We start from the raw sequence: 25,232 nt of genomic DNA on the forward strand, positions 1-25,232 counted from the left end.
GCACCTGACCTGTTAGATCACCTTGACGACCTGTTTTCCTTTGTTGCCACCGCCCAACATCGACATGAACGCCTGTGGGGCATTCTCTAACCCTTCGGCAATATCTTCAACGTATCGGATGTCACCGCGGGCGATTTTCGGTGCGACCTCGGACAGAAACGCCGGGTAGCGGTCGAAGTGGTTCGAGATAATGAAACCATTCACGCTCAGGAAGTTGACCAGGATCGTGCGCCACAGACCGGGGGCACTCAGGCCTGGATCAGAAGCCCCTGCGCCCAATCCGCCAGCGTTGTACCAGCTGATCATGCCGCAGATGGGGATACGCCCATGGGGGTTCATCAGTGGCATCACCGCCTCCAGCACCTTGCCGCCTACGTTTTCGAAATAAATGTCGACGCCGTCAGGGCAGGCCTGTTTCAGGTCTGCGCGCAAGGCTTTGGCGTCTGGATAGGCGCGGTGATCCAAGCAGGCGTCGAAGCCAAACGTTTCGGTCGCAAGCGCGCACTTCTCTGCTCCACCCGCGATGCCTACAGTCCGAAGTCCTGCAAGCTTTGCAACTTGTCCCACCATCGAACCCACTGGCCCAGTGGCCGCCGCAACGACAAGAGTTTCGCCAGCCTTTGGTTTGCCAAGCTCTGTCAGACCATACCAGCCGGTGAAGCCCGGCATTCCAAGCACCCCGAGCGCTGTCGTGATCGGCATCTGGTTTGGGTCGATTTTACGCAACATGTTTGCGGGCTGCACCCCATGTGTGGCCCAGCCAAACATGCCGAATGCAAAGTCGCCCGGTGCAAAATGCGGGCTGTTTGAGGCGATGACTTCGCCCACGCCGCCCCCTTCCATGGTACCGCCAATCGGCACCGGGGCGGCATAGGATTTAGCATCATCCATGCGGCCCCTCATATAGGGGTCCAGCGACATGTAGTGGACGCGAACCAGCACCTCGCCCTCGCCGGGCGTTGGAATGGGTGCGGGTTCATAGCTGAAATTGGCGGCCTCAGGCGCGCCGGTGGGGCGGCTGGCCAAGGCCACGCGGTACATTTGCTCAGTCATATTCGTGCTCCTCACTGTTGGGCGATAGGTTAGGCGCATGTACATGCAAAGCAAGCATCAGCCGTTCATAACGCAGCGATAGGCGAAAGTACGGGGACAGCTATGCAAAAGCTGCCTCTTGGCAAGCGGCCCGGGTCCAAGTATACGCGCGATCTGACCGAACAGGAGCCTACCCGATGATTGGCAGTGCAAATCTCAACATCATGCAAAAAGCCGCGCGTAAAGCGGGGCGTTCCCTTGTGAAAGACTTTCGCGAGGTTGAAAACCTGCAGGTGTCGATGAAAGGTGCCGGAGATTTCGTCTCTAAGGCTGACATCGCCGCCGAGGCGATCCTGAAAGAGGACTTGATGGGCGCGCGCCCCACATACGGCTGGATCGCCGAAGAGGGCGGCGAGATCGAGGGCGAAGACCCCACGCGCCGCTGGATTGTCGATCCGCTGGATGGGACAACGAACTTTTTGCATGGTCTGCCGCATTGGGCCATTTCGATCGCTCTGGAACACAAGGGCAAAATCGTTGCTGGTGTGATCTATGATGCTGCCAAGGACGAGATGTTCATTGCCGAAAAGGGGGCCGGTGCCTGGATGAACGAGAGACGCATCCGCGTCTCGGGTCGCCACCGGATGATCGAATCGATTTTTGCCACGGGTTTGCCGTTTGGCGGTCGCTCGGATTTGCCTGCAACCTTGCAGGATCTGGCGCGCATCATGCCCACATGTGCCGGTGTGCGCCGCTGGGGATCCGCAGCGCTCGACATGGCTTATGTCGCGGCCGGTCGGTACGAAGGGTTCTGGGAGCGCCGGTTGAACGCTTGGGATGTTGCGGCCGGTATCATCATCGTCAAGGAAGCGGGCGGCTTTGTGCAGGCCATCGACCCCGAAGCGCATATCTTGTCGGACGGTGAAGTGATCTGTGCCAACGAGCCGATCTTTGACACTTTTGCCAAAGTAATCCGCGGCTGAGGTTGGAGGCGGCGCACACGCGCCGGGGCCTTTGGTAGTCGTATTTGGGACGAAAAAAAGGGGGCCGAATGGCTCCTTTTTTGCTATGTTTTGTCTGACGGGTGACTGACCCCGTCATTCCACTTGATGGGGTCGTGATCGCGTGGATTCACGTCTTGGATACAACCCAGATTTACGCCACATTCTGACGGGTTCGAGCGGCGCTGGTGGTGGGTATAGATACCGCAAATCTTGCAGAAATGGTGTTTGGCGGTTCCCGTGCCCCAGGTGTAGAGCGTCAGGTTTTCCAGTCCTTTGATGACCCGCAGGCTGGCAGCGATTGCTGTGACGGCTGCGGCGCCTCTGCGTCGGCAAAAGGAACAGTCGCACCGCGCGGCCGAGGCGAGGCCTTGGGGGAATTCGGCTGCAAGCTCGACTGCGCCGCAATGGCAGGTGGCGGTCAGATGTTGGCTCATTTACGGGGAACCTTCGGGATGCGTGAGGTTGAGAATCGATAGGTGTGCTCTGGGTGCGGCGGGTGTCCGTGAGTGCGGTCCCAGAAGGTCACTCCGCCCCGTTTGAGCCAGAGTGGGATGCACAATACCAGCCCCACGAAAAAGCCGCCTGCGTGAGCCCAGTATGCGACGCCGCCCTTGTCTGGGTCTGATCCGATGCCGCCCAGGAATTGCATCCCCAGCCAAACGCCTAGCATGACAAAAGCGGGGATTGAAAAGACGCGGAAGTAGATGATCAAGATCAACAGGATATCAACACGCGCCTTGGGAAAGAGAAGCAGGTAGCCGCCCATGACGCCCGCAATAGCACCCGATGCGCCAACCAACGGCACGGTTGACGCAGGCGCGACCGCCACATGCAAAAGCGACGCACCAACGCCGCTGACCAGGTAGAAGATCAGGAAGGGGATGTGTCCCATCTCATCCTCCAGGTTGTCGCCAAAGATCCACAAAAACAGCATGTTGCCCGCCAGATGCATCCAGCCACCGTGCAGGAACATGGAACTAATCACGGTTTCCGGCGCAAAACCATCAGCGGTGCGCGCCGGGATCAGCGCCCAATCAAAGAAAAAGCGATTGATCTGGGGCGGATCGTTTAGGACGCCGACATAACTAAGAAAAATCAGGATGTTGGCCGCCATCAGGGCGTAAACGACAAAGGGCGTACGCCCGGACGGGTTGTGATCGCGGATAGGTAACATGGGCTGACGCTGATCCGAAAGCAACCCAGCGTCAAGTGAGGTTAGCTGTTTGGGCAGCAGATCTGGGTCAAGCAGGCGACGGCGAGGGGGAGCGCTCGAAAATGTGAGTTGACCTGCAATTATTTTGCGTCAGCCTTGCAGTATGCAAGGGATAATTCATATCACTACCGCCTTCATGTTGTTCGCGGCGCCCATATGGGCAGATACTTGCCCCCAAGCGCCCGATCATTCAGAAAGCCTGTCTGCGCTGATCTCGGACATTCAGGCGGCAGGGTCCGAAAGCGAAGCTCGGGTCGTTTCGAACAAGATGTGGCGCCTCTGGGCCGATGCGCCGAACGAGCAAGCACAGGCGATTTTGGACAGGGGTATGTCAAAGCGCGCCGCTTGGGACCTGTTGGGGGCTCGCGCGGATTTCGATACGCTGATTGATTATTGCCCAGGTTATGCCGAAGGGTACAACCAACGTGCATTTGTTCATTTCCTGAGCCAGAATTTTCAAGCTGCTCTGATCGACCTTGACCGTGCGTTGGTCTTGTCGCCTGATCATGTCGCCGCGTTGAGCGGGCGAGCGCTGTCATTGCTGGGTTTGAATCGCATTGACGAGGCTCGCGCGACACTCCGGTCGGCGCTGGAGCTGAACCCCTGGCTGCCCGAGCGCGGGTTGCTTGATAACGGTGGGGCCTTGGCTCCCAAAAGTCAGGATATTTGAAAGAAATCTTTTATGTTTAGCCAATTGAACAAAAAGTTATGAAAAATCTGAGTTATCAGATTGAGGTCACGTCGCAGCCCGTCTAGAGCTAGGTAAACCGAGCGTCGATGTGCGGGCGTGATGGAATGGTAGACATATCGGACTTAAAATCCGAAGGGCGTAGGCCCGTGTGGGTTCGAGTCCCACCGCCCGCACCAATACGTAACGCATTGATAACACTAAAGCCGATGCTTTACATGTCGCGGTTGTTGGACCGATGCTGGACCCTGGTAGGTTCATAGTTGGATGCCAGGCGCGGTGATGAACTCAGGGTTTCCAAGGGAATTTCTGCGCCCATTGTGTTTCATTGCGATTCTGTCACAAAGCACACCGAGGCACTGACGGAGTGTCGAACGCGAATTTGAACCTCGCGCAAGAAAATGAACAGCTTCGCCGTGAGAGCCGCTGCAACAGCTTTCCCACCCACCGGCCGTGTGATGTCGTGGGGGACAGTCCCCGCGGTATGCGGGCCTTCCGCAGCCGTCTTGCCTGTCGCAAACAGCGATCCGATCTGTTCACGCTGGCGCAAATCAAGGAACGGTTCGACCTTAGCTTGGGCGCATTGGCGCTTGTGAAGTGCCAGTGATCATGGTGGCCGCTGACTACGCAGGGCATAAGTATACCCAGAAATTGCAATGTCCGGTCGATTTGAATGTTCCACTCCGACATGACTGTGTCGATGTTGGAATTGCGTCGAATTGAAAACAGTCGGGCCGGGGCGTTTTTTGTTCCGCCCAAGAAGAGCCGAACGCGCTGCGAACACTACACTTGCAGGAAGTTGCATGTTATGGATTGGGTAACTGATAGGAGGAATTTCAGATGGCGTTGACGGTTCAGGAAATGATGGCAGCCGCAAATGCGGCAGTCGAACGGATTGACGGGAAAAAGGCGCAAGAGTTGGTGGCTGATGGTGCGCTGCTGTTGGATGTTCGGGACGCTCTGGAACTGGACAACTCCGGTCGTGCGCAAGGCTCGCACCACATCTCGCGCGGGATGCTGGAATTTCGGGCTGACGCGGCGACGCAGTTCCATGACCCAGAACTGAAAAAAGATCGCGTGATCGTCCTTCACTGCGCCAGCGGTGGCCGTGCGGCCCTGGCAGGCAAGTTGCTCAAAGATATGGGATATCAGACGGTTTACAACGTGGGCGGGCTGGCAGATTGGCAAGCCTCAGGCGGTGCAATGGTCGAACCCTCCGATCCGGGAATGTGATCGAGATCAAAGTGCCAAGGCGGCGCGCTGGCTAAGGTCCGATCAACTCATTCAGATCAGGAGGCCCAGCCAATGTTTCGCCTTGCTTCTATGCTATACACCCTTGTTGCCACCGCCATCTCGGGCTCCGCTGTGATTGCAGTGCTGACCGCTGGGATGGTTACGGTTCCGGCGATTGTGGGTGCGGCCGCGATCGGGGCTGTTGTTGCGGCGCCAGTGTCTTGGTTGATCGCGCGCCGCCTGTATCAGAACTAACGATCAAGCATTCAGAAACAGTCGCGCGGCAGCCTCGAACTCGCGCGGCTTTTCTGCGTGCAGCCAGTGGCCTGCGCCGGGGATTTTGGCAAACCTGGCTTGCGGGAACAGCTCTTTGATCCGTTCGCGGTGTTCGGGCAGCACGTAGTCGGACATCGCACCGGATAGAAACAGTGTTGGCCCAGGCCAGGACGTTTTTACGTCCGGGAAACCCATGATGTTTGGCATTTGATCGGCGAGTGCGTCGAGGTTCAGTTTCCAACCTTTGTTTGGCACATCCAGCGATTGTGTGAAGAAGCTTTGCAGGGCTTTCTCCACACCCAGTTCGGCCAGTTGCGCCTCTGCATCCGAGCGGCGCTCGACCCGATTCATGTCAACGGCGCGCATGGCCTCGATAAACTGTATCTGTGTGTGGGTGTAAACGACCGGTGCGATGTCGGCCACGATCAGCTTGTTCACTGTCTCTGGATGTGCCAGCGCCAGTGTCATCGCCGATTTGCCGCCCATGGAATGACCGATTACATCCGCCTTGCCGCCAAACTCGGTAATCACTTCGGCCAGATCACCTGCCAGTGTTGGATAGTCATGAACGGCTGCACGCGGACTGCTGCCATGGTTGCGCATGTCCACGGCGATGACCTGCCTCTCATCCGACAGGCGCTTTGCTATGACTCCCCAGTTTCGTCCCGATCCATAAAGGCCGTGCGCAATGACAAGGGGCGGGCGGTCGGTCGGGGTGCCGTGCGTGATCCAGTTCAACATGTTCCGGTGATACCCGTGCAAAACGTTGGGGGCCACCCCCATTGAGGCCACTTCTCAGGCAGGGTAGGGTGCCCGCCGGAGGCCCGCAAATGTCAGAACCCATCGCCGTTCAGGATCAAATTGCCGAAACCCTAGCTCTGTTGCGGGCTCAACTCGGCGTGAGCGGCAAAGATTTGACCAAGGCCCTGCGCAAGGCACGCCACCGCTTGCCCCGGCGGATCTATCGCCAGGCCACTAAGTTGGCCAAAGTCGAAGGGATGGCTGGCCACCCAAAACTACGCCTGACACTGGACACGCCCGCATTGGCCAAAGCCGCGCGTGAGGTGCAGAATCATTTACGCGACATCGATGTCGCTGATCGCCGCAAAGGCTGGTGGCTGGGTGCGCTTGGCGCCTTGGCCTTTAACTTCTTGCTGTTTGGCGCGATCCTGCTGGGCTTTCTGATGTGGCAAGGCGTCATCTGATCCTTGCTGATGGGCTTTCCTTGCGTGTGAACCTGAGCTACTTCTGAACGCGGTTCATGCAATGGGGATACTCATGTCGACCAAATCGGAGCAGCGCAAGGCGGCACTGCGGGAAAAGCTTGTCCAGTCTGCCAGGGTTCGGATCGAACGCGACGGAATGTCGGCGCTGCGGGCACGTGATCTGGCCAAGGATGCAGGCTGTGCTGTTGGGGCAATCTACAACGCGTTCGAAGATCTGAACGCCATCGTCATGGCGGTGAATGGGCTGACGTTTCAGGCCTTGGGAAAGTCTGTGCGCGGCTCATATGATGGGACAGAGCCACCAGTGGATCGCCTGATCCTGATGAGCCACGCCTACCTTGGCTTTGCAGTGGACCACACGAACCTGTGGCGTGCGTTGTTTGATCTAGATATGTCCGTGGACGGCCCGGTGCCCGCCTGGTATCGCGCGGCTTTGGCGGACCTTTTCTCCAATATCTCGCGTCCCTTGTCCGAGGTCTTCCCTGAGATGGCAGAAGAAGAGCTGTCCCTGATGACGCGCGCGATGTTCTCGTCCGTGCATGGGATTGTTCTATTGGGCCTGCAGAATCGCATTTCGGGCGTACCACCGGAACAGATCGAAATGATGATCGCCGCTGTTTTGCGTCGAATCGGAAACGAATAACTATTGAACGGTGTTCAAAAAACTCCTTGAACGGCGTTCAGAAAATTGTTATTTCCATTTAATGAACGTTGTTCATAATTTGGAGAATGCGAAATGTTCAGAACTTTGAAGACTTTGGTTGTTGGTGCGAATGCGAGGGCCGAGGAAAAGCTGCGCGATGAATACTCTATCGAATTGATTGATCAGAAAATCCGCGAAGCGGCGCAAAGCCTCAAGGCGGCCAAGCTGTCGCTGGCCAACATGATCCAGCAGCAGCGCGCCGAACAGCGCCAATTGGATGACCTGAAGGGGCGGATCGACGATCTGCTGACCCGCGCGAAAGAGGCGTTGAGCGCAGGACGCGAAGATTTGGCGCAAAGCGCGACCCAGGCGGTGGCGGATCTGGAGAACGAAAGCATCACGCGCCAGCATACCGTGGATCGGTTCGACTTGCGCATCCTACAACTGCGCCAATCCATCGAGACAGCAAACCGGCGTCTGATCGACCTCAAGCAAGGGGCGCTGTCGGCCCGGGCGGTGCGTCGCGAGCAGGGGATGCAAAAGCGCCTGAACCGTCACTTGGGCGGGGACAGCCCGATGGATGAGGCGCAAGAGCTGATCGCGGGTGTGCTGCAAGCCCAGGACCCCTTTGAACAAAGCCAGATCCTGGCAGAGATCGACCAGGGGTTGGATCACACCAACATCGCCGCCCGGATGGAAGAGGCCGGGTTTGGCGACAAGACCCGCTCGACCGCTGCCGATGTCCTTGGTCGCCTGAAAGACTGAACCAAACTCAATTCTCGCCAGAATCGATGGCAAAACCTCAACTAACTTTTAGAACCGGAGTACCAATTCCATGATCGAACGTAATGACAATGCACTGATTTTGATGCTGAACGGCGCGGGCGTGCTTATGGCCTATGGCCTGCTGGGTGTGTCGCTGTGGCTCTCGACCGAAGTGCCGCTGGCCACCAAAGGCTACTGGGGCATGGGCATCCTGCTGCTGACGATCAGCTTGATCAACGTGGTGAAATACCGTTTTGATCACCGCTCGTCCGAGGACCGCATTCGCCGCATCGAAGAGGCGCGCAACGAAAAGATGCTCGAAGAAGCCATCTTGGACAGCAAGACCGACATCTGAGTTATGGCGGTGGGGCGCCTGGCCCAACGCTTTGGACGGCATCTTTCATGCTGGCAAATGGGGCGGGAGCACACCGGGAAACGAAGAACGGCGCCCTATGGGGCGCCGTTCTCCAAGTCATGATCGTGAGGGATCAGAGGTTCGGGTAAAGCGGGAAACGGGCGCAAAGGGCGGCCACTTTCGCACGCACCGATGCTTCGACATCTGCGTTGTTGTCTGCGCCATTTGCGGCCAGACCGTCTACAACCTCGATGATCAGGTCAGCGATTTCGCGGAACTCTGTCTCACCAAACCCACGAGTGGTGCCTGCAGGTGTGCCCAGACGGATGCCCGAGGTTACGGTGGGCTTTTCCGGATCAAACGGGATGCCGTTCTTGTTGGTGGTGATATGCGCACGACCCAGGGCCGCGTCCACAATGTTGCCGGTCACTTTCTTGGGGCGCAGGTCAACCAGCAGAACATGGGTGTCGGTGCCGCCGGTGACGATGTCCAGACCACCTTTGATCAGTTGATCTGCCAAAGCTACCGCGTTTGCACGCACCTGCTGCTGGTATGTCTTGAATTCGGGACGCAGCGCCTCGCCAAAGGCGGCGGCCTTGCCTGCGATCACATGCATCAGCGGACCACCCTGGATGCCGGGGAAGATCGCCGAGTTCACTTTCTTGGCGATGGCCTCGTCATTGGTCAGGATCATGCCACCGCGCGGGCCGCGCAGCGTCTTGTGCGTGGTGGTGGTCGCAACATGGGCATGCGGGAAGGGCGAGGGGTGCTCACCAGCCGCAACCAGACCCGCGATGTGGGCCATGTCAACCAGCAGGTAGGCGCCAACGCTGTCGGCGATCTCGCGGAATTTGGCGAAATCGATCTGACGCGGGATGGCCGAGCCACCGGCGATGATCAGCGCAGGCCTGTGCTCGGTTGCCAGTTCCTGGATCTGGTCATAGTCGATCAGGTTGTCCTGTTTGCGTACGCCATAATGCACGGCGTTGAACCATTTGCCCGACTGGTTCGGCTTGGCGCCATGGGTCAGGTGGCCACCTGCCGAAAGATCCATGCCCAGGATAGTGTCGCCGGGCTTGATCAGCGCCTGGAACACACCTTGGTTGGCCTGGCTACCCGAGTTGGGTTGAACGTTGGCAAAACCGCAGCCAAACAGCTCTTTTGCACGGTCGATCGCCAGGTTTTCGGCAACGTCCACATACTGGCACCCGCCATAGTAGCGACGGCCGGGGTAACCTTCGGCGTATTTGTTGGTCAGAACCGAACCTTGTGCTTCCATAACTGCGGCAGAGACGATGTTTTCTGACGCAATCAGCTCGATCTCGTCGCGCTGGCGGCCCAGTTCCGAAGTGATCGAACCAAACAGCTCGGGATCGCGTGTGGCGAGGGATTCAGTGAAAAACCCGGGGTCACGAATTTCAGCAGTCATTGTGGCTCCAATCAGCTGGGGGTGTCTGTTGGCGGATTTCCTATCGGAAACCATAGGGGGCGAAAAGGCTGTAAAGCGACGAATTGGCCAACTGCGGCGTCAAGGCTGGCCTCAGGGGGAAAGGTATGATTGTTTCGGAACGGAATGCGTAGCACCGGAAACCCAAATACATGACCAAGAGAATCGCCTTTTTGGCCAGTGATGCCCCGGTGGCGCAAACCGCACGGGCGGCATTGATCGGCAGGTATGGCAATGCCGCGCCGCGGGATTCCGATGTGATCGTCGCCTTGGGAGGAGACGGGCATATGCTGCGGACTTTGCACAACACGCAACACCTGCCTGCTCCGGTTTATGGTATGAACCGCGGCACCATTGGCTTTCTGATGAACGAATACAACGAGGCGGATCTGCTTGAACGCCTGGATGAGGCCGAGCTCGAGATCGTCAACCCGCTGTCCATGCGCGCGATGGATCAAGCGGGACAAATGCACGAAGCTCTGGCAATCAACGAAGTTTCATTGCTGCGGGCCGGACCGCAAGCTGCACGGCTCAAGATCTCGGTGGATGACCGAGTGAGGTTGGCCGAACTGGTTTGCGACGGCGCCTTGCTGGCGACTCCGGCAGGGTCGACGGCATACAACTATTCTGCGCACGGGCCGATCCTACCTATCGGAGCTGACGTCTTAGCACTCACTGCGATCGCCGCTTTTCGACCGCGACGCTGGCGTGGCGCACTGCTGCCGAAAACCGCCAAGGTGCGCTTTGATGTGGTGGATCCGGCCAAGCGTCCGGTGATGGCGGATGCGGATTCCATTTCGATCAGCGACATTGATTGGGTGGAGATCCGCTCCGAGCCGTCGATCGGGCACCGCATTCTCTTTGATCCGGGCCACGGGTTGGAAGAGCGGTTGATCTCGGAACAGTTCACCTGATCAAAACTCTGGTCGGCTGGCTTCTGGGGGTGCGTTAGGTGTTTCTTTGCATTTCTGTGAACAAACTCACAGTCACATGAGTTTGTTCCGAGTAGGCTGATTCCAGGTTGGGTGTAGCGTCGCACAACTTGAAGTGAGTGGTTTGTTGTGCAGTGTATCTCAAGAGTTTGCATTGGTGCGCAAACGCGAGCGCGATTGATGTCGCGCTCGCACATGGAAAACCTGACTGAATTTTTCAGCATTGTCGACCCTGCCGCCGACTTCGGTGGCAGGGGAATTTGTTCATTGTAACTGATTGTTTTAGCTCACAGCGCAAGCATTACAAAATTTATGAGCGATGGGCATGGTGACGCTTCGAAGCTGCTCTCTCAAAGGTTTTCTCACTCGATCTTACTTCACACCCGATCTTACAATGAGCGAAGCGCTCCCGGCCCAAAGCCGCTAGCGGTGCCGACGAAGTCGGGAGCGCTCGGGTGCGGGAGCTTCGCCGACTGCTGGTGTCTCGTCAGGAAATCTGTCGGCCACGACCTTCCCAATAGGGTTTGCGCAGTTCAGTCTTGAGAACCTTGTTGGCCCCGGACAGAGGGAAAGGGTCAATCCGGAAATCGACGCTGCGAGGGCATTTGTATCCCGCGATCAAATCATGGCAATGAGCCATCAGTTCCTCGGTGGTCGCCTTTGCCTCTGGATGCAGAATTACGATGGCATGAACGCTTTCACCCCATTTCTCTGATGGCACGCCGATCACTGCGCTTGTGGCCACCGCCGGGTGTTGGGCCAAAGCGTTTTCGACCTCTGCCGAATAGACGTTCTCTCCCCCCGATACGATCATGTCTTTTACCCGGTCCATCAAAAAGACGAACCCCTCGTCATCCATGTACCCGGCGTCCCCGGTCATGACCCAGCCGTCGCGGATGGTTTCTGCCGTTACATCGGGCTTGTTCCAATAGCCCAGCATGGTGATGGGGCCTTTGACGGCGATCTCGCCGATGTCTCCGGTTGGCAAGGCCTGTCCGTCTTCGCCGACGATCTTGATCTCACACACCCGTGTCGCGCGCCCGGCCGAGCGCAGTTTGCCCGCATAAGGCCCGTCCAGCGTGTGGTACTTGCTGTCCAGAACCGTGGCGACCGGGCTGAGCTCGGTTTGACCAAAAGCCTGCATGAACGCCACGCCGGGAAAGGCCTTGAAGGCGTCAGCCAGCGTGGCCTCGGTGATGGGTGAAGCGCCATAGGCGATGAGCTCCAGTGATGAGATGTCAGTGTCGGCCAGCCTGGGCGACGCCAGCACCATCTGCAGCATGACCGGCACCAACAGGGTGTGTGTTGGCCGGTGTGTTTCGATGGCTTTAAGCGTGTCATCCGGCGTGAACATAGGGATCACCACATGGGTTCCCGCGACAAAGGTGACGGCCATGAACCACAGAAGGTCTGCAATGTGGAACATGGGCGCGGCATGCAGATAGACAGTGCCGTCGACCACTTTCAATTCTTGCGCGTTCGAGATGCCGCTGACGTAGAAATTTGTCTGCGACAGCATCACGCCTTTGGGAAAGCCAGTGGTGCCGCCGGTGTAGAAGATGCCCGCCAGATCATCATGGCTGCGGTCGGCATCGGGGACCGCAGCGGCGGCGGCGATGATCTCCTCATAGTTCACCATGTCTTCGGGCGTGTCGCCATCGCCGCAGAAGATCAGCGTCTTGAGGCCCGGAACCTGCGCCTGGATGGCCGGGGCAGCGGCGGCAAATGCGTCGTCGACCAGCAGGATTTCGGCCCCCGCATCGTTGAGCGCATAGGCGCATTCGGCGGGCGCCCATCGGACGTTCATCGGCATCATCGCGCCGCCGCCCCAGACGGTAGCAAAGAAATACTCGATGAAGCGATCCGAGTTCAGTGACAATAGTGCGACCGGATCACCGGGCTTCATGCCCAGGGTTTGCAGGGCGCCTGCCAGGCGTTGAACCCGATCCTGCAATTCAGACCAGCTTTGCGATCGGTCCTTGTGAACTGTGGCGGTGCCCTTTGGGTTCACCTGAACGGCGCGGCGCAGCACGGATGTGATCTGCATATCTTTCCTCCCTTTTCTTAGTCTCGCTCAGCCCATGCGTTGCCAGAGCAGGTCGCACATGCGGCCCAGGCGGCCCTCGATGGCGGCGCTGGCATCCACGGCCAGGTCTTCGCGCCAGCGACGGGCAACGATCTGGACGCTCATCGGCTGTGGGCCTTGCGGCAGTTCGGCCACATGGGTTGGTACGCAGGCGGCGGGCAGGCCCATGAAGTTCATGGAATAGGACCAGAGCGCCGATCCCAGAACCTCGCGCACGCCCGCAGCCCCTTGGGTGTCGCGGTCGGGTGCAAAGAAGGGTTGCGGCAGGAAGGGGCAGAGCACCAGCGGATAGTCTTGTTGAAATTCCGACCAGGCGCGGGCGTAGAAAGTGCGCTTGGCCATCATCCGCAGGATGTCGGTGTCTTTGTAGGGGGTGAACTGATCGAAATACTCGTCAAAGATCGCGCGGATGGTGGGCGAGCCGTATTTTTCGATATCCGGTCCCATCAAGGCGAGCACCTCACCCATCAGGGTGCGATAACCATCCATACCGCAGTCGCGCAGATATGGTGGGTCAACCTCGACCACGTCATAGCCTGCATCGGTAAGTGCATCGCGGGCCATATCGAGGGCGCGCGAGACCTCGGGGTGCAGGTCGAACTCATACGTCTCTTTGGTGAACCCGACCTTGATCGGCCCGTCGAGTGTTTCGCCGCGCCAGGGCAGGGGCGCGTGAAACGGATCGCGGGCGTCGGGGTGGATCATCGTGGGCATGGCCAGATGCAGGTCGTCAGCAGTGCGGCAGATCAGGCCCTGGACGGACATGGATTGCGCAAGCATGCCGCGTTCTGCTGTCTGGCTGGGGTTCCAGGCGGGGACACGGCCCAGGCCGGGTTTGACGGTGACGGCGCCGTTGGCGGCAGCCGGAAAGCGCAGCGAGCCGCCGATGTCGTTGCCATGGGCCAGTGCGCCGATGCCTGCCATGATGGACGACCCTGCACCCCCCGATGAGCCGCCAGGCGAGACGTGCTTGCCCCAAGGGTTATGGGTGCGGCCGTGCAACGGGTTGTCGGTATCTGCCCGAAAGCTGAACTCGGGCGTGTTTGTGCGGCCGATGACGATGGCGCCTGCGTCTTGCAAATTACGTACCAAGGGGGCGTCGTCAGGCGCGATCAGGTCCTTGAGCGCGGGCACGCCATTGCTGCTGGCATAGCCGACTTGATCCACGTTGATCTTGATGGTGACCGGCACGCCGTGAAGTGGCCCTGTGGGGGTGCCACAGCTGCGGGCCTTGTCCAGATCCAGGGCCCGGGCGCGGGCATCATCAGCGCAGGACACAACCACGGCATTGAGGCTCGGGTTGACGACTTCCATGCGTGTCAGGGCCGCGTCGACTGTGGCCTCGGCTGTCAACTCGCCAGAGGTGGTGCGGGCAATGGTTTCAGTGGCGCTGAGGCGCCAGATGTCAGTATCGGTCATGAAAAATCTCCCGTCTGCAGGTTAGGCGCGGGTCAGGAGAAGGCAAGGGAAACCATGGATATCGCGGCGTCATTTTGCAGTAGGTTTCACTCCAAGAATGTGGCGCTTGTATCCGGGCGTGCTCCCGCCCCTTGGGGACGCATCAAAGATGCACCCCAGAAGCGTTGGGCCGGGCGCCGCGCCCCTGACGGGGCGCGGCGCGGTGCCGCAAATTAACCAGCGTAGCCGATTGTTTGCAGCGCCGCCTTGATCTCGTCCAGGATCGCGGGGTCGTCGATCGTGGCAGGCATCTTGTAGTCTTTACTATCGGCGATCGACACCATCGTGCCACGCAGGATCTTGCCTGATCGGGTCTTGGGGAGCCGGTCCACAACAACTGCGAGCTTGAAGGCCGCCACCGGTCCGATCTTTTCGCGCACCAATTTGACGATCTCGGTCACCACGTCGCCGTGATCGCGGTCAGCACCTGTATTGAGGCACAAGAATCCGACGGGCATCTGGCCCTTTAACGGGTCCGAAACCCCAATGACGGCGCATTCTGCAACGTCCGGATGGTTTGCAAGCACTTCTTCCATACCGCCGGTCGACAGGCGGTGGCCTGCAACGTTTATGACGTCATCGGTACGGGCCATGATGTAAAGATAACCATCCTCGTCGACCATGCCAGCATCGCCGGTTTCATAATAACCTGGAAACTGCTGCAGGTAGGATTTCTTGAACCTCTCCTGCGCGTTCCACAGGCCAGGCAAAGTGCCAGGGGGCAGGGGGAGCTTGACCGCAATTGCGCCCAATTCTCCGGCTTTCATCGGATGCCCACCTTCGTCCAGAATCTGTACATCATAGCCGGGCATCGGCTTTGCTGGAGACCCCAGTTTCGTTGGCAGTTCCTCGATCCCCAAGGGGTTTCCTGCAATCGTCCAGCCGGTCTCGGTCTGCCACCAATGGTCGATCACCGGCACCTTGAGCGCGTCTTGGGCCCAGATGATCGTGTCGGGGTCAGCGCGCTCGCCTGCCAGATACAGCGCCTTGAGGCATGAGATGTCATAATCACTGATCAACTCGCCTTTGGGGTCCTCGCGTTTGACGGCGCGGATAGCGGTTGGGGCGGTGAAAAAGCTTTTGACCTTATGCTCGGAAATCACCCGCCAAAAGGTGCCCGCATCGGGGGTACCGACCGGCTTGCCTTCAAACACGATGGTGGTGTTGCCGTGGATCAGGGGGCCATAGCAGATGTAGGAATGCCCCACGACCCAACCAACATCCGAGGCCGCCCAGAACACATCGCCCGGATCGACGTTATAGATGTTCTTCATCGTCCAGTTAAGCGCCACCAGGTGGCCAGCTGTCGGGCGTAGAACACCCTTTGGCGCGCCAGTGGTGCCCGAGGTGTAGAGGATATAGGCAGGGTGGTTGCCTTCGACTGGGACACACTCGGCCGGCTCAACCCCATATTGGAATCCGTGCCAGTTGTAATCACGACCCTCAATCAGCTGTGCAACCTCTTGCTCACGTTGAAAGATCACGCAAAACTCGGGTTTGTGTTCGGCAAGGTCGATCGCACCGTCGAGCAGCGGCTTATAGTGCACGACCCGGCCCGGCTCTACCCCGCAGGAGGCGGCGATGATAGCTTTGGGTTTGGCGTCGTCGATCCGCACAGCCAGCTCGTTGCTGGCAAAGCCGCCAAACACCACGGAATGCACGGCCCCCAGGCGGGTGCAGGCGAGCATCGCCTCGAGCGCTTCGGGGATCATCGGCATGTAGATGATGACGCGGTCGCCCTTTTCGATGCCCTTCGCGCGCAGTGCTCCGGCCAGCGTGGCCACGCGATTGCGCAGCTCGACGTATGAGATTTCACGCTTGGTATGAGTGATGGGGCTGTCGTAGATTATAGCGGTTTGCTCGCCACGCCCGGCCTCGACATGGCGATCGACGGCGTTCCAGCAAGTGTTCACCTTACTGTCAGTGAACCATTCATAAAGTGGCGCATTTTCATCGTTGAGCGCCTTGGTCGGGGCCTCGACCCAATCGATGCCCTTTGCGGCTTCTAGCCAAAAGGCCTCGGGGTCCTGTTTCCAGCTGTCGTAGATATCCTGATAGGCCACGGCGTCCTCCTCACTTTAGGCTTAGCGAATGTGTTACGCCTGCTGCGGGGAAGGGGGCAAGAAAATTGCGGAACGCAGCGTCAGATTATCGCAATGCATTTGCAGAAGAGAGGACGTTTTTCTGCAAATTTTTGCAAATATCATTTTTAGTTAAGGGGATTCTTACAGCTTAATAGACTTTGCAAAGTTATAAAGTTGCGCGGCCAGTATGGTGTGGTGAATCAGTGTCATCAGGGAAGAGCTTTCACCTTCAACAGAGCCGGGCCGATACTCCCTGATCAATCGTAGATGAAACATGTGCGCCCCAATATTTTATTGGTCGCGCCGACTTGGACTTCAGCGGGCGGGTGCCATCGGGGGCTACTGGGTGTTGTCGAAGGGCGTTCTCAGGAGGACGAGAGACGTCGTCAGGTTTTGAACGCTGTGTCATCGGCTTACCGAGCCGGGCGCCCTGGAAACCGAAAACTTTGGTCAGAGCGCACGACATTTTACCCGTATTGGGTCACCGGAGTGCCCGCGATGGCGGCCATGTTCAGCAGCCCGCGTGCGGTGATTGACGGCGACACGATATGCGCCTTGTTGCCCATTCCCATCAAGATTGGGCCAACCTCAATCCCGTCAGCCTTCATTTTGAGCACGTTGCGCACGCCACTGGCGGCATCTGCATGGGCAAAAATCAACACATTGGCGGCCCCTTGCAGGCGCGAGTTCGGGAAAATCCGCTGCCTCAGTTCAGGATCCAGCGCGGTATCCAGGTTCATCTCGCCCTCATACATGAAATCCCGCGGTTCCGCGTCCAACAGAGCGATAGCATCACGCAGGCGCTTGCCTGACCCTTCGGCTTGATTGCCAAATTGGGATTGCGAGCAAAAGGCGATCTTTGGCTCGACCCCAAAGCGACGGGCGTGACGCGCAGCACCAATGGTGATCTCGGCCAGTTCCTCGGGCGTGGGCAGTTGGCGCACGTGGGTGTCCGCAATGAACAGCGGACCATCCTCTAGGATCATCAACGACAGGGCCCCGTGCGGGTGCAGGTCGCCATTGCCCAAAACCTGCTCGACATAGTTCAGATGCCAGCGGTATTCGCCAAATGTGCCGCAAATCAGGCTGTCGGCGTCACCCCGATGTACCATGATCGCGCCGATGGCGGTGGAGTTCGTGCGCATGATCGCCTTGGCCAGATCAGGCGAAACCCCGCGCCGCTGCATCAGCTCATGGTAGGAGTTCCAGTATTCATAGTATCGCGGATCGTGCTCCGGGTTCACGATCTGGAAATCCTGCCCAGGGCGCACCGACAATCCAAGACGTTCGCACCGTGCCTCGATCACGTCCGGGCGGCCGATCAGGATTGGCGTTTCGGTTGTTTCTTCGAGGATGGCCTGAGCTGCCCGCAATACACGTTCGTCTTCGCCCTCAGCAAAGACAATCCGGCGCGAGGCGGCGCTTGCGGCTTCGAACACCGGGCGCATTAGTAATGCTGATTTGAAAACTGTTTGATTAAGTTTCTCTTTGTATGCTTCCAGATCTTCAATGGGCCATTTTGCGACGCCGCTGTCCATCGCCGCCTGTGCAACCGAAGACGACACGACGCCCACAAGGCGAGGGTCAAAGGGCTTTGGGATCAGGTAATCCGCACCAAAGGTCAGCTGTTCGCCCTTGTAGGCGGCGGCGGCCTCGGCGCTGGTGGTGGCGCGGGCCAAATCGGCGATGCCATCGACACAGGCGATCTGCATCGCGTCGTTGATCTCAGTCGCGCCGACGTCCAACGCGCCCCGAAAGATGAACGGAAAACACAACACGTTGTTGACCTGATTGGGGAAATCGCTGCGACCAGTGGCGATGATAGCGTCCGGGGCGACTGCGCGGGCGGCATCTGGCAGGATTTCCGGGGTCGGGTTGGCCAAGGCAAAGATGATCGGACGTTCGGCCATCTTTAGCACCATCTCGGGCTTTAGCACGTCAGGCCCGGACAGGCCCAGAAACAGGTCGGCACCGTCGATCACGTCATCCAGCGTGCGCAAGTCTGACGACTGGGCAAAGGCTGCTTTGTGCGGGTTCATGTCCTCGGTCCGGCCCTCATAGACCAGCCCGTGGATGTCACACAGCCAAACGTTCTCGCGCTTTACGCCCAGTTTCAGCAGCATGTTCAGGCAAGCAATGCCCGCCGCCCCGCCGCCGGTCGAGACGATCTTGATGTCCTCAAAGCTCTTGCCTGCCACATGCAGCGCGTTTTTGGCGGCCGCCCCAACCACAATGGCCGTGCCGTGCTGATCGTCGTGAAAGACCGGAATGTTCATCCGCTCGCGGCACAACTTCTCTACGACGAAACAGTCGGGTGCCTTGATGTCCTCAAGGTTAATTGCCCCAAAGGTCGGGCCAAGCGCACAAACGATATCAGCCAGCTTCTCCGGGTCGCTTTCGTCTACTTCGATGTCGAAACAATCGATGTTCGCGAATTTCTTGAACAGGACGGCCTTGCCCTCCATCACTGGTTTTGATGCCAGCGCTCCGATGTTTCCCAGACCCAGAACAGCTGTACCATTCGACACGACCGCCACCAGATTTCCGCGAGAGGTGTAGCGCGACGCCGTTGCCGGATCTTCTTTAATCTCGATACAGGCTTCGGCGACGCCCGGCGAATATGCGCGTGACAGGTCGCGACCATTGGCCATCGGTTTCGTCGCCTTGATCTCAAGTTTTCCGGGTTTGGGAAACTCGTGATAGTCCAGTGCGGCCTGCCGCTGGCTCTGGTTCTCGGACATATGAAACACTCCTCCGGAAATTTAGTTTAGCGTTAAACTATTTTTGACGCTGGGGAAACCCCGAGAGACGCCGGGTGCTGGGGATATCCTGTCGCAGGCAGCTTCTTGCAAATCCGTCTGCTCGGCGGCACTGTCCGCGTCAGAGGAGAGAGAGCCAATGTCTGACACCATAGCCGAAATGCGCCTTCCCACCAAAGAGTTGCGCGATGACATCCCGTTCTTCACCAAGACATTAGGGATGCGGATGGAGTCCATCTATCCCGCCGATGACCCGCGCACGGCTGTCTTTTCTGGGCATGGTCTGCGCCTGCGCGTGGAAAAGGATGCGTCTGAGGCACCCGGAACGATCCGAATCCTGACAGACGCGCCGGATGAATTCGCAGGCGGCGAACGCTGTCTGGTTGCGCCCAACGGCACCGTGATCGAGATCGAAGACCGCAATCCGCCGATGGTGATGCCGGAAACGGTGCATTCCTATGTGGTGCGCCGCCTCAAGGATCAGGCGCCCTGGATCATCGGACGAGCAGGCATGCATTACCGCGATCTGGTGCCTGACCGTCTGGGCGGCTCGATCATCGCCAGCCACATTCGCATTCCCGACGGCGGGCCGGTGCCCGACATGGTGCATTTCCATAAAGTGGGCTTTCAGCTGATCTTTTGCATCCACGGCTGGGTGGACGTTGTCTATGAGGATCAGGGCGACAAGATGCGTTTGACCGCGGGTGATTGCTTTATCCAGCCGCCCGAAATCCGTCACCGCGTGCTCGAGGCGAGCGATAATGTGCAGGTAATCGAAATCGGCGTACCGGCCGAACATGTGACCGAGATCGACCACGAGATGCAGTTGCCCACACCGCATAACCGCCCCGACCGCGAATGGGACGGGCAGCGCTTTGTCTACAATTGCGCTGAAGGGGCCGAATGGGTTCCGTTCCGCCTGCCGGGCTACATTTGCCGCGACACGACGATCTCCAAAAACACCAAAGGCGTAGCAGGCGTGCAGGTCGTGCGCCGGGGTGAGGGTGGGACCGCCTGGGCCAGCCATGACACCGACATCCATTTTACCTTTGTGATGAACGGCACCCTAACGCTTGAGGGGGAGGGTCGCGAGCCGTTTGCCTTGGAGCAGGGCGACGCCTTTGTCATCCCGCCCGGAATGAACACTCGCCTGTCCGATCCCAGCGATGATGTCGAACTGCTCGAAGTAACACTTCCCGGCACGTTCAACACCACATTGGCCTGACCTTTTCTTCTTGCCGAAAATATCCCAGGGGAGGGCACGCAGGGACCGGGGGCAGAGCCCCCGCCACCTTCCGCAAAACGCAAGAAAACTTCCCCCCAGTGACCTCTTCACCTCTACCGCAAATTCGGATTATGGTGGCGTACTCTGACCAATTGATCAAAATTTGGGGGAATCGCCATGAGCTTGAAAGATGCTGCAGAACAGGTGCGTGAAAAGGCTTATGCGCCGTATTCAAAGTTCAAGGTAGGTGCGGCTGTTCTGGGGCAGAACGGGCAAATCTACTCGGGCTGCAACGTCGAAAACGTGGCCTATCCCGAAGGCACCTGTGCCGAGGCTGGCGCCATTGCCGCCATGGTGGCCGCAGGCGAAACCCGCCTGACCCAGGTTTATGTGGTGGCCGACAGCCCATTTCCCGTACCGCCCTGTGGCGGCTGCCGCCAGAAGCTGGCCGAATTTGGAGCACCGGGTGTAGCGGTGACCATGGCTTCTCAGGACGGCATCGAAAAAACCATGACGATCGGAGAGCTTTTGCCCGGTGCCTTTGGGGCCGAGCACATGGAGGGCAACTGACACATGGACGCCCGTTCGATCATCGCCAAATTGCGCCGTCACGAAGTGCCTGAAGCGGCAGAACTCAGCTGGTTTGCACATGGTTTGGCGGACGGTGGCGTTAGCGATGCGCAAGCCGGGGCTTTTGCCATGGCCGTCTGCATGGGCGCGCTTGGGGCCGAAGGCCGCGCCGCGCTGACGCTTGCGATGCGCGACAGCGGTGATGTTCTGACGTGGAAACTAGATGGCCCGGTGATCGACAAGCATTCGACTGGCGGGGTCGGCGATTGCGTCTCGCTGATGCTGGCACCTGCGTTGGCGGAATGCGGCGCCTATGTTCCTATGATCTCTGGACGTGGACTGGGACACACAGGTGGCACGCTCGACAAGATGGAGTCGATCCCTGGTGTGACCACACAAGTGGGACAAGAGCGTCTGGCCTCGATCGTAGGTGAGGTCGGTGCCGCCATCGTCGGCGCGACAGCTCAGATCGCACCCGCAGACAAACGGCTGTACGCGATCCGGGACGTGACCGCGACAGTCGAAAGCCTTGACCTGATCACGGCCTCGATCCTTTCGAAGAAGCTCGCCGCCAGCCCCGATGCACTGGTGTTGGATGTGAAGGTCGGCAGCGGTGCTTTCATGAAAACGCCGGACGAGGCACGGGCGCTGGCCACAGCACTCGCTGACACCGCCAATGCGGCTGGATGCCGGACCTCTGCCGTGATAACCGATATGAATCAACCGCTGGCGCGTTCGTTGGGCAATGCGTTGGAAGTGGCCGAGATCATGCGTGCACTGACCAACGGTGAGGCGAGCTTACTGTCCGAGTTGTCTTCAGCTCTGGGTGGAGTGCTGTTGGCAGACGCAGGATTGCTGGGGTCGGCCGACGAAGGCACGACTAAGATTGCCGAGATCATCCGCGACGGGCGCGCTGCGGAACGGTTCGGACGCATGATCGCCAGTGTTGGCGGCCCGGTGCAGTTCGTCGAAAACTGGGCACGTTTCTTGCCCGAGGCCAATGTGATCCAAGAAGTGACGGCCCGCGAGAGCGGCTATGTTAACGTAATCGATGGCGAGGCTTTGGGGCTGGCTGTCGTGGCTTTGGGCGGTGGACGTCAGATAGAAAGCGATGAGATTGACCCCGCCGTCGGCCTGTCCGAAGTTGTGCGGTTGGGAGAAAAAGTCAGCAAAGGTCAACCTCTGGCCGTGATCCATGCCACCCGCGAGGATGCCGCGCGTCAGGCCGAAATCACGGTGCAACACGCCATCACCCTCAGCGACAAGGCAATCGATGTACCGCCTCTGATCCACGAAAGGATCGGCGCATGACACGGGTCTTTCTGGTCGTGATGGATTCGGTGGGCATCGGCGGCGCGCCGGATGCTGACCGGTTCTTTAATGGCAAGGTGCCCGACACGGGTGCGAACACCGTTGCCCATATTGCGCAGGCCTGCGCCGAAGGGCGGGCCCAAGAGGGGCGCAGCGGGCCGTTGAATATCCCCAATCTAGTCAACCTCGGTCTGGGCGATGCGGTGCAACTGGCGTCAGGCGAACGTGTTCTGGGCATTGCGAACACCGGCACTTGGGGTTGCGCGCGCGAACACAGCTTGGGCAAGGACACGCCGTCGGGCCATTGGGAGCTTGCGGGCCTTCCAGTGCCGTGGGATTGGCATTATTTCCCCAACACGCAGCCTGCTTTCCCTTATGATCTGGCGCGCGCCGTGGCACAAGCCGCCGGAACTGATGGTATCCTGGGGGATTGTCACGCCAGTGGCACTGTGATCATTGACCAACACGGGCCCGAGCACATGAGCAGCGGCTGGCCGATCTGCTATACTTCGGCCGACAGTGTTTTTCAGATCGCCGCGCATGAAGAGACATTCGGCCTCGACCGATTGCTCAAGCTCTGTTCTGATGTGGCTCCGCTGCTGCATCAGATGAAAGTGGGTAGGGTCATCGCGCGCCCCTTTCTTGGATCCCCGGTAAAAGGGTTCACACGCACTACGAACCGCAAGGATTTTGCCATCACACCGCCCGCGCCGATCCTGACCAATTGGGCGCAGGATGCTGGCCGACCGGTCCACGCCATAGGCAAGATTGGTGACATCTTTTCCATGCAGGGCATCGACACGCTGACCAAAGGTTCGGATGCCGATTTAATGCAGGCTCTGGCTAACAAAGTTCAAACTGCCGAAAGCGGAAGCCTGACGTTTGCCAATTTCGTCGAGTTTGACAGCCTCTATGGACATCGCCGCGACATCAGTGGCTATGCCCGGGCGCTAGAATGGTTCGATGCCCAACTTGGGGCGATCCTGCCAAAACTGCGTAAGGGAGATATGTTGATCCTGACTGCCGACCATGGCAATGATCCCAGCTGGATCGGCACAGACCATACGCGTGAGCAGGTACCGGTGCTGATCGCCGGTTTAGGGTCTTTTTCCATCGGTGCAGTGAACTTTGCCGACGTCGCGGCCAGCATAGCCCACCACCTCAACATCCCGGCACAAGGCCCGGGGCGGAGCTTCCTATGACTGTCGCTGACCTTCCAAAGATCGAACTGCACCTGCACCATGAAGGGGCAGCACCGCCAGCGTTTATTCGTCAGTTGGCGCATGAAAAGAAGCTGGACCTGAGCGGCATCTTTAAGCCGGATGGCTCTTACGACTTTCGCGATTTCGAACATTTCCTAAGTGTCTATGAAGCCGCCAGCGAAGTGCTGATTGGCCCAGAAGAGTTCCGCCGCCTGACACTGGCCATCCTTGAAGAGAGTGCGGCCAACGGTGTAGTGTATTCCGAGACATTCCTAAGCCCCGATTTCTGCGGTGGTGGCGATGTTGCTGCCTGGCGGGATTATCTGGCCGCAATTCAGGACGCCGCCGATGAGGCCGAGGCCAAACTGGGCATCACCTTGCGCGGCATTGTGACTTGTGTTCGACATTTCGGCCCGGACAAAGCTAAGGCTTCGGCCATCTGCGCTGCGGAAACGGCGGGTGACTGGATCGTGGGGTTTGGTATGGGCGGCAACGAAGGCGTAGGCCGCCAGGTTGATTTCGCATGGAGTTTCGACTGCGCACGCGAAGCTGGGCTGCGCCTGACCACCCATGCAGGTGAATTTGGTGGACCGGACAGCGTCCGGGACGCGGTGCGTGACTTGCAAGTCGAGAGGGTCGGCCACGGCGTGCGTGCTATCGAGGACGCCGATCTGGTGCATGAGCTGCAGGACCGCGGCATTGTGCTCGAAGTCTGCCCGGGTTCGAATGTTGTCCTTGGCCTGTACCCCGACTTTGCGGCGCATCCGATTGCGCGGCTGCGGGATGCCGGCGTCAAAGTCACGGTCTCGACCGACGACCCGCCCTTTTTCCACACGACGATGCGCCGCGAATATGAGATGTTGGCTCAGGCTTTTGACTGGAGCGAACAGGATTTCGCCGACCTCAACGCCACGGCGCTTGATGCGGCTTTCTGCGATGAAGACACCCGCGCGCGGGTCAAGAAACGATTGGAGATGACATGAGCGACCACCTGACCGTTGTCGACCACCCGCTGGTGCAGCACAAACTTACGCTGATGCGGGACAAGGGCACGTCGACCGCTGTATTCCGACAGTTGCTGCGCGAGATCACGCAGCTTCTGGCCTATGAGATCACCCGCGAGATGCCACTGACCACGCGGTCCATCCAAACCCCGATGGAAGACATGGACGCTCCTATCTTGGCGGGCAAGAAGATGGCGTTGGTGTCGATCCTGCGCGCGGGCAACGGCATGCTGGACGGCGTGCTGGAGCTGGTGCCGTCGGCGCGCGTGGGCTTTGTCGGGCTTTACCGGGACGAAGAGACGTTGAAGCCTGTACAGTACTATTTCAAAGCGCCCGAAGGTTTGAAAGATCGCCTTGTGATTGCAGTGGACCCGATGCTGGCCACTGGCAACAGTTCGGCCGCAGCAATTGATCTGCTCAAGGATGCGGGCGCCACGGACATCCGTTTCCTGTGCTTGTTGGCCGCTCCTGAAGGGGTTGCCCGGATGAAGGAAGCACACCCTGATGTTCCCATCGTCACCGCCTCGCTCGATCGTGAACTGAACGAAAAAGGTTATATCATGCCGGGACTTGGCGACGCGGGTGACCGGATGTTCGGAACGAAATAAGGCGAATCAGAGGCAACTGAGTCCTTTACTCAAGAGCCGATTTGCGGCATCCTGCCTCCACATCTTGTGGGGGCAGTCATGAGAATTACAAGAGTTATTGCAGTAACCATA

At 58.8% G+C, this 25,232-nt stretch carries 24 protein-coding genes, 1 tRNA gene and 1 pseudogene; 17 read left to right on the forward strand and 9 right to left on the reverse strand.

Going from position 1 to position 25,232, the window contains the following annotated elements:
- Nucleotides 1-12: 12 nt before the first annotated feature.
- Nucleotides 13-1,053, reverse strand: a complete 1,041-nt coding sequence (locus tag G6R15_RS10570) for an NADP-dependent oxidoreductase (protein WP_164659816.1) — start codon at nucleotides 1,051-1,053, stop codon at nucleotides 13-15.
- 176 nt (nucleotides 1,054-1,229) lie between these two features.
- Here G6R15_RS10570 and G6R15_RS10575 point away from each other — a divergent pair, with 176 nt between their 5' ends.
- Nucleotides 1,230-2,015 (forward strand): inositol monophosphatase family protein, encoded by a 786-nt coding sequence (locus G6R15_RS10575; RefSeq protein WP_164659817.1) that lies wholly within the window; start codon nucleotides 1,230-1,232, stop codon nucleotides 2,013-2,015.
- A gap of 83 nt (nucleotides 2,016-2,098) precedes the next feature.
- Here the strand turns inward: G6R15_RS10575 and G6R15_RS10580 are convergent, their stop codons facing one another.
- Together G6R15_RS10580 and G6R15_RS10585 are read right to left on the reverse strand one after the other, a co-directional pair.
- Nucleotides 2,099-2,470, reverse strand: coding sequence for a GFA family protein (locus tag G6R15_RS10580; protein ID WP_164659818.1), 372 nt, complete (start codon nucleotides 2,468-2,470; stop codon nucleotides 2,099-2,101).
- Entirely contained in the window at nucleotides 2,467-3,210 is a 744-nt protein-coding gene (locus tag G6R15_RS10585; RefSeq protein ID WP_164659819.1) for a rhomboid family intramembrane serine protease, read from the reverse strand. Before G6R15_RS10585 ends, G6R15_RS10580 begins: the two co-directional genes overlap by 4 nt.
- A gap of 142 nt (nucleotides 3,211-3,352) precedes the next feature.
- Here G6R15_RS10585 and G6R15_RS10590 point away from each other — a divergent pair, with 142 nt between their 5' ends.
- The 5 genes and pseudogenes from G6R15_RS10590 (at nucleotide 3,353) to G6R15_RS10605 (ending at nucleotide 5,425) form a co-directional block, all read left to right on the forward strand.
- On the forward strand, nucleotides 3,353-3,919 hold the full coding sequence (locus tag G6R15_RS10590) for a hypothetical protein (protein ID WP_373456009.1): 567 nt from the start codon (nucleotides 3,353-3,355) through the stop codon (nucleotides 3,917-3,919).
- A 111-nt stretch (nucleotides 3,920-4,030) separates the two neighbouring features.
- Nucleotides 4,031-4,116, forward strand: a tRNA-Leu gene (locus G6R15_RS10595).
- 167 nt (nucleotides 4,117-4,283) lie between these two features.
- Nucleotides 4,284-4,520: pseudogene (locus G6R15_RS22880) on the forward strand (IS3 family transposase); the annotation flags it as partial.
- 257 nt (nucleotides 4,521-4,777) lie between these two features.
- Nucleotides 4,778-5,170: a rhodanese-like domain-containing protein gene (locus G6R15_RS10600; protein WP_164659820.1), complete on the forward strand. Its 393-nt coding sequence runs from the start codon at nucleotides 4,778-4,780 to the stop codon at nucleotides 5,168-5,170.
- Between the two features lie 72 nt (nucleotides 5,171-5,242).
- Nucleotides 5,243-5,425 carry a hypothetical protein gene (locus G6R15_RS10605; protein ID WP_164659821.1) on the forward strand — a complete coding sequence of 61 codons (183 nt, stop codon included), beginning with the start codon at nucleotides 5,243-5,245 and terminating at the stop codon, nucleotides 5,423-5,425.
- Nucleotides 5,426-5,428: 3 nt separating this feature from the next.
- On the opposite strand, the gene G6R15_RS10610 is transcribed toward G6R15_RS10605, so the two are convergent.
- Entirely contained in the window at nucleotides 5,429-6,187 is a 759-nt protein-coding gene (locus tag G6R15_RS10610) for an alpha/beta fold hydrolase (RefSeq protein ID WP_164659822.1), read from the reverse strand.
- Between the two features lie 89 nt (nucleotides 6,188-6,276).
- On the opposite strand from G6R15_RS10610, the gene G6R15_RS10615 reads away from it, so the two are divergent.
- From G6R15_RS10615 to G6R15_RS10630, 4 genes are all read left to right on the forward strand, one after another.
- Nucleotides 6,277-6,651 carry a hypothetical protein gene (locus G6R15_RS10615; protein WP_164659823.1) on the forward strand — a complete coding sequence of 125 codons (375 nt, stop codon included), beginning with the start codon at nucleotides 6,277-6,279 and terminating at the stop codon, nucleotides 6,649-6,651.
- Nucleotides 6,652-6,724: 73 nt separating this feature from the next.
- Nucleotides 6,725-7,315, forward strand: coding sequence for a TetR/AcrR family transcriptional regulator (locus G6R15_RS10620; RefSeq protein WP_164659824.1), 591 nt, complete (start codon nucleotides 6,725-6,727; stop codon nucleotides 7,313-7,315).
- A gap of 93 nt (nucleotides 7,316-7,408) precedes the next feature.
- Nucleotides 7,409-8,080, forward strand: a complete 672-nt coding sequence (locus tag G6R15_RS10625) for a PspA/IM30 family protein (protein ID WP_164659825.1) — start codon at nucleotides 7,409-7,411, stop codon at nucleotides 8,078-8,080.
- Between the two features lie 70 nt (nucleotides 8,081-8,150).
- Nucleotides 8,151-8,435 carry a hypothetical protein gene (locus G6R15_RS10630; protein ID WP_164659826.1) on the forward strand — a complete coding sequence of 95 codons (285 nt, stop codon included), beginning with the start codon at nucleotides 8,151-8,153 and terminating at the stop codon, nucleotides 8,433-8,435.
- Nucleotides 8,436-8,568: 133 nt separating this feature from the next.
- On the opposite strand, the gene glyA is transcribed toward G6R15_RS10630, so the two are convergent.
- Nucleotides 8,569-9,864, reverse strand: coding sequence for a serine hydroxymethyltransferase (glyA, locus tag G6R15_RS10635; protein ID WP_164659827.1), 1,296 nt, complete (start codon nucleotides 9,862-9,864; stop codon nucleotides 8,569-8,571).
- Nucleotides 9,865-10,034: 170 nt separating this feature from the next.
- Here glyA and G6R15_RS10640 point away from each other — a divergent pair, with 170 nt between their 5' ends.
- On the forward strand, nucleotides 10,035-10,796 hold the full coding sequence (locus G6R15_RS10640) for an NAD kinase (protein ID WP_164659828.1): 762 nt from the start codon (nucleotides 10,035-10,037) through the stop codon (nucleotides 10,794-10,796).
- A 505-nt stretch (nucleotides 10,797-11,301) separates the two neighbouring features.
- Here the strand turns inward: G6R15_RS10640 and G6R15_RS10645 are convergent.
- The 4 genes from G6R15_RS10645 to G6R15_RS10660 all read right to left on the reverse strand — a co-directional run bounded on the left by G6R15_RS10645 (nucleotide 11,302) and on the right by G6R15_RS10660 (nucleotide 19,183).
- Complete coding sequence (locus tag G6R15_RS10645) at nucleotides 11,302-12,861, reverse strand: long-chain-fatty-acid--CoA ligase (RefSeq protein ID WP_164659829.1); 1,560 nt, start codon at nucleotides 12,859-12,861, stop codon at nucleotides 11,302-11,304.
- Nucleotides 12,862-12,888: 27 nt separating this feature from the next.
- Complete coding sequence (locus G6R15_RS10650; protein ID WP_164659830.1) at nucleotides 12,889-14,319, reverse strand: amidase family protein; 1,431 nt, start codon at nucleotides 14,317-14,319, stop codon at nucleotides 12,889-12,891.
- A gap of 212 nt (nucleotides 14,320-14,531) precedes the next feature.
- Nucleotides 14,532-16,421 carry a propionate-CoA ligase PrpE gene (gene prpE / locus G6R15_RS10655; protein WP_164659831.1) on the reverse strand — a complete coding sequence of 630 codons (1,890 nt, stop codon included), beginning with the start codon at nucleotides 16,419-16,421 and terminating at the stop codon, nucleotides 14,532-14,534.
- Between the two features lie 488 nt (nucleotides 16,422-16,909).
- Nucleotides 16,910-19,183 carry an NADP-dependent malic enzyme gene (locus G6R15_RS10660; protein WP_164659832.1) on the reverse strand — a complete coding sequence of 758 codons (2,274 nt, stop codon included), beginning with the start codon at nucleotides 19,181-19,183 and terminating at the stop codon, nucleotides 16,910-16,912.
- Between the two features lie 157 nt (nucleotides 19,184-19,340).
- On the opposite strand from G6R15_RS10660, the gene G6R15_RS10665 reads away from it, so the two are divergent.
- The 6 genes from G6R15_RS10665 (at nucleotide 19,341) to upp (ending at nucleotide 25,121) form a co-directional block, all read left to right on the forward strand.
- On the forward strand, nucleotides 19,341-20,426 hold the full coding sequence (locus tag G6R15_RS10665; RefSeq protein ID WP_164659833.1) for a cupin domain-containing protein: 1,086 nt from the start codon (nucleotides 19,341-19,343) through the stop codon (nucleotides 20,424-20,426).
- A gap of 177 nt (nucleotides 20,427-20,603) precedes the next feature.
- The gene (locus G6R15_RS10670) at nucleotides 20,604-20,996 is read left to right on the forward strand and encodes a cytidine deaminase (RefSeq protein WP_164659834.1); all 393 of its coding nucleotides are present in this window, start codon (nucleotides 20,604-20,606) and stop codon (nucleotides 20,994-20,996) included.
- A 3-nt stretch (nucleotides 20,997-20,999) separates the two neighbouring features.
- Nucleotides 21,000-22,307 (forward strand): thymidine phosphorylase, encoded by a 1,308-nt coding sequence (locus G6R15_RS10675; RefSeq protein WP_164659835.1) that lies wholly within the window; start codon nucleotides 21,000-21,002, stop codon nucleotides 22,305-22,307.
- On the forward strand, nucleotides 22,304-23,509 hold the full coding sequence (locus tag G6R15_RS10680) for a phosphopentomutase (protein WP_164659836.1): 1,206 nt from the start codon (nucleotides 22,304-22,306) through the stop codon (nucleotides 23,507-23,509). Before G6R15_RS10675 ends, G6R15_RS10680 begins: the two co-directional genes overlap by 4 nt.
- Complete coding sequence (locus G6R15_RS10685; RefSeq protein WP_164659837.1) at nucleotides 23,506-24,492, forward strand: adenosine deaminase; 987 nt, start codon at nucleotides 23,506-23,508, stop codon at nucleotides 24,490-24,492. The genes G6R15_RS10680 and G6R15_RS10685 overlap by 4 nt, the downstream gene beginning before the upstream one ends.
- Nucleotides 24,489-25,121: a uracil phosphoribosyltransferase gene (gene upp / locus G6R15_RS10690; RefSeq protein ID WP_164659838.1), complete on the forward strand. Its 633-nt coding sequence runs from the start codon at nucleotides 24,489-24,491 to the stop codon at nucleotides 25,119-25,121. The genes G6R15_RS10685 and upp overlap by 4 nt, the downstream gene beginning before the upstream one ends.
- The last annotated feature ends 111 nt before the right edge of the window (nucleotides 25,122-25,232 follow it).

Origin of the sequence: Tropicibacter sp. Alg240-R139, assembly GCF_900537075.1 — a bacterium.
In the GTDB taxonomy this organism is placed as follows: domain Bacteria; phylum Pseudomonadota; class Alphaproteobacteria; order Rhodobacterales; family Rhodobacteraceae; genus Falsiruegeria.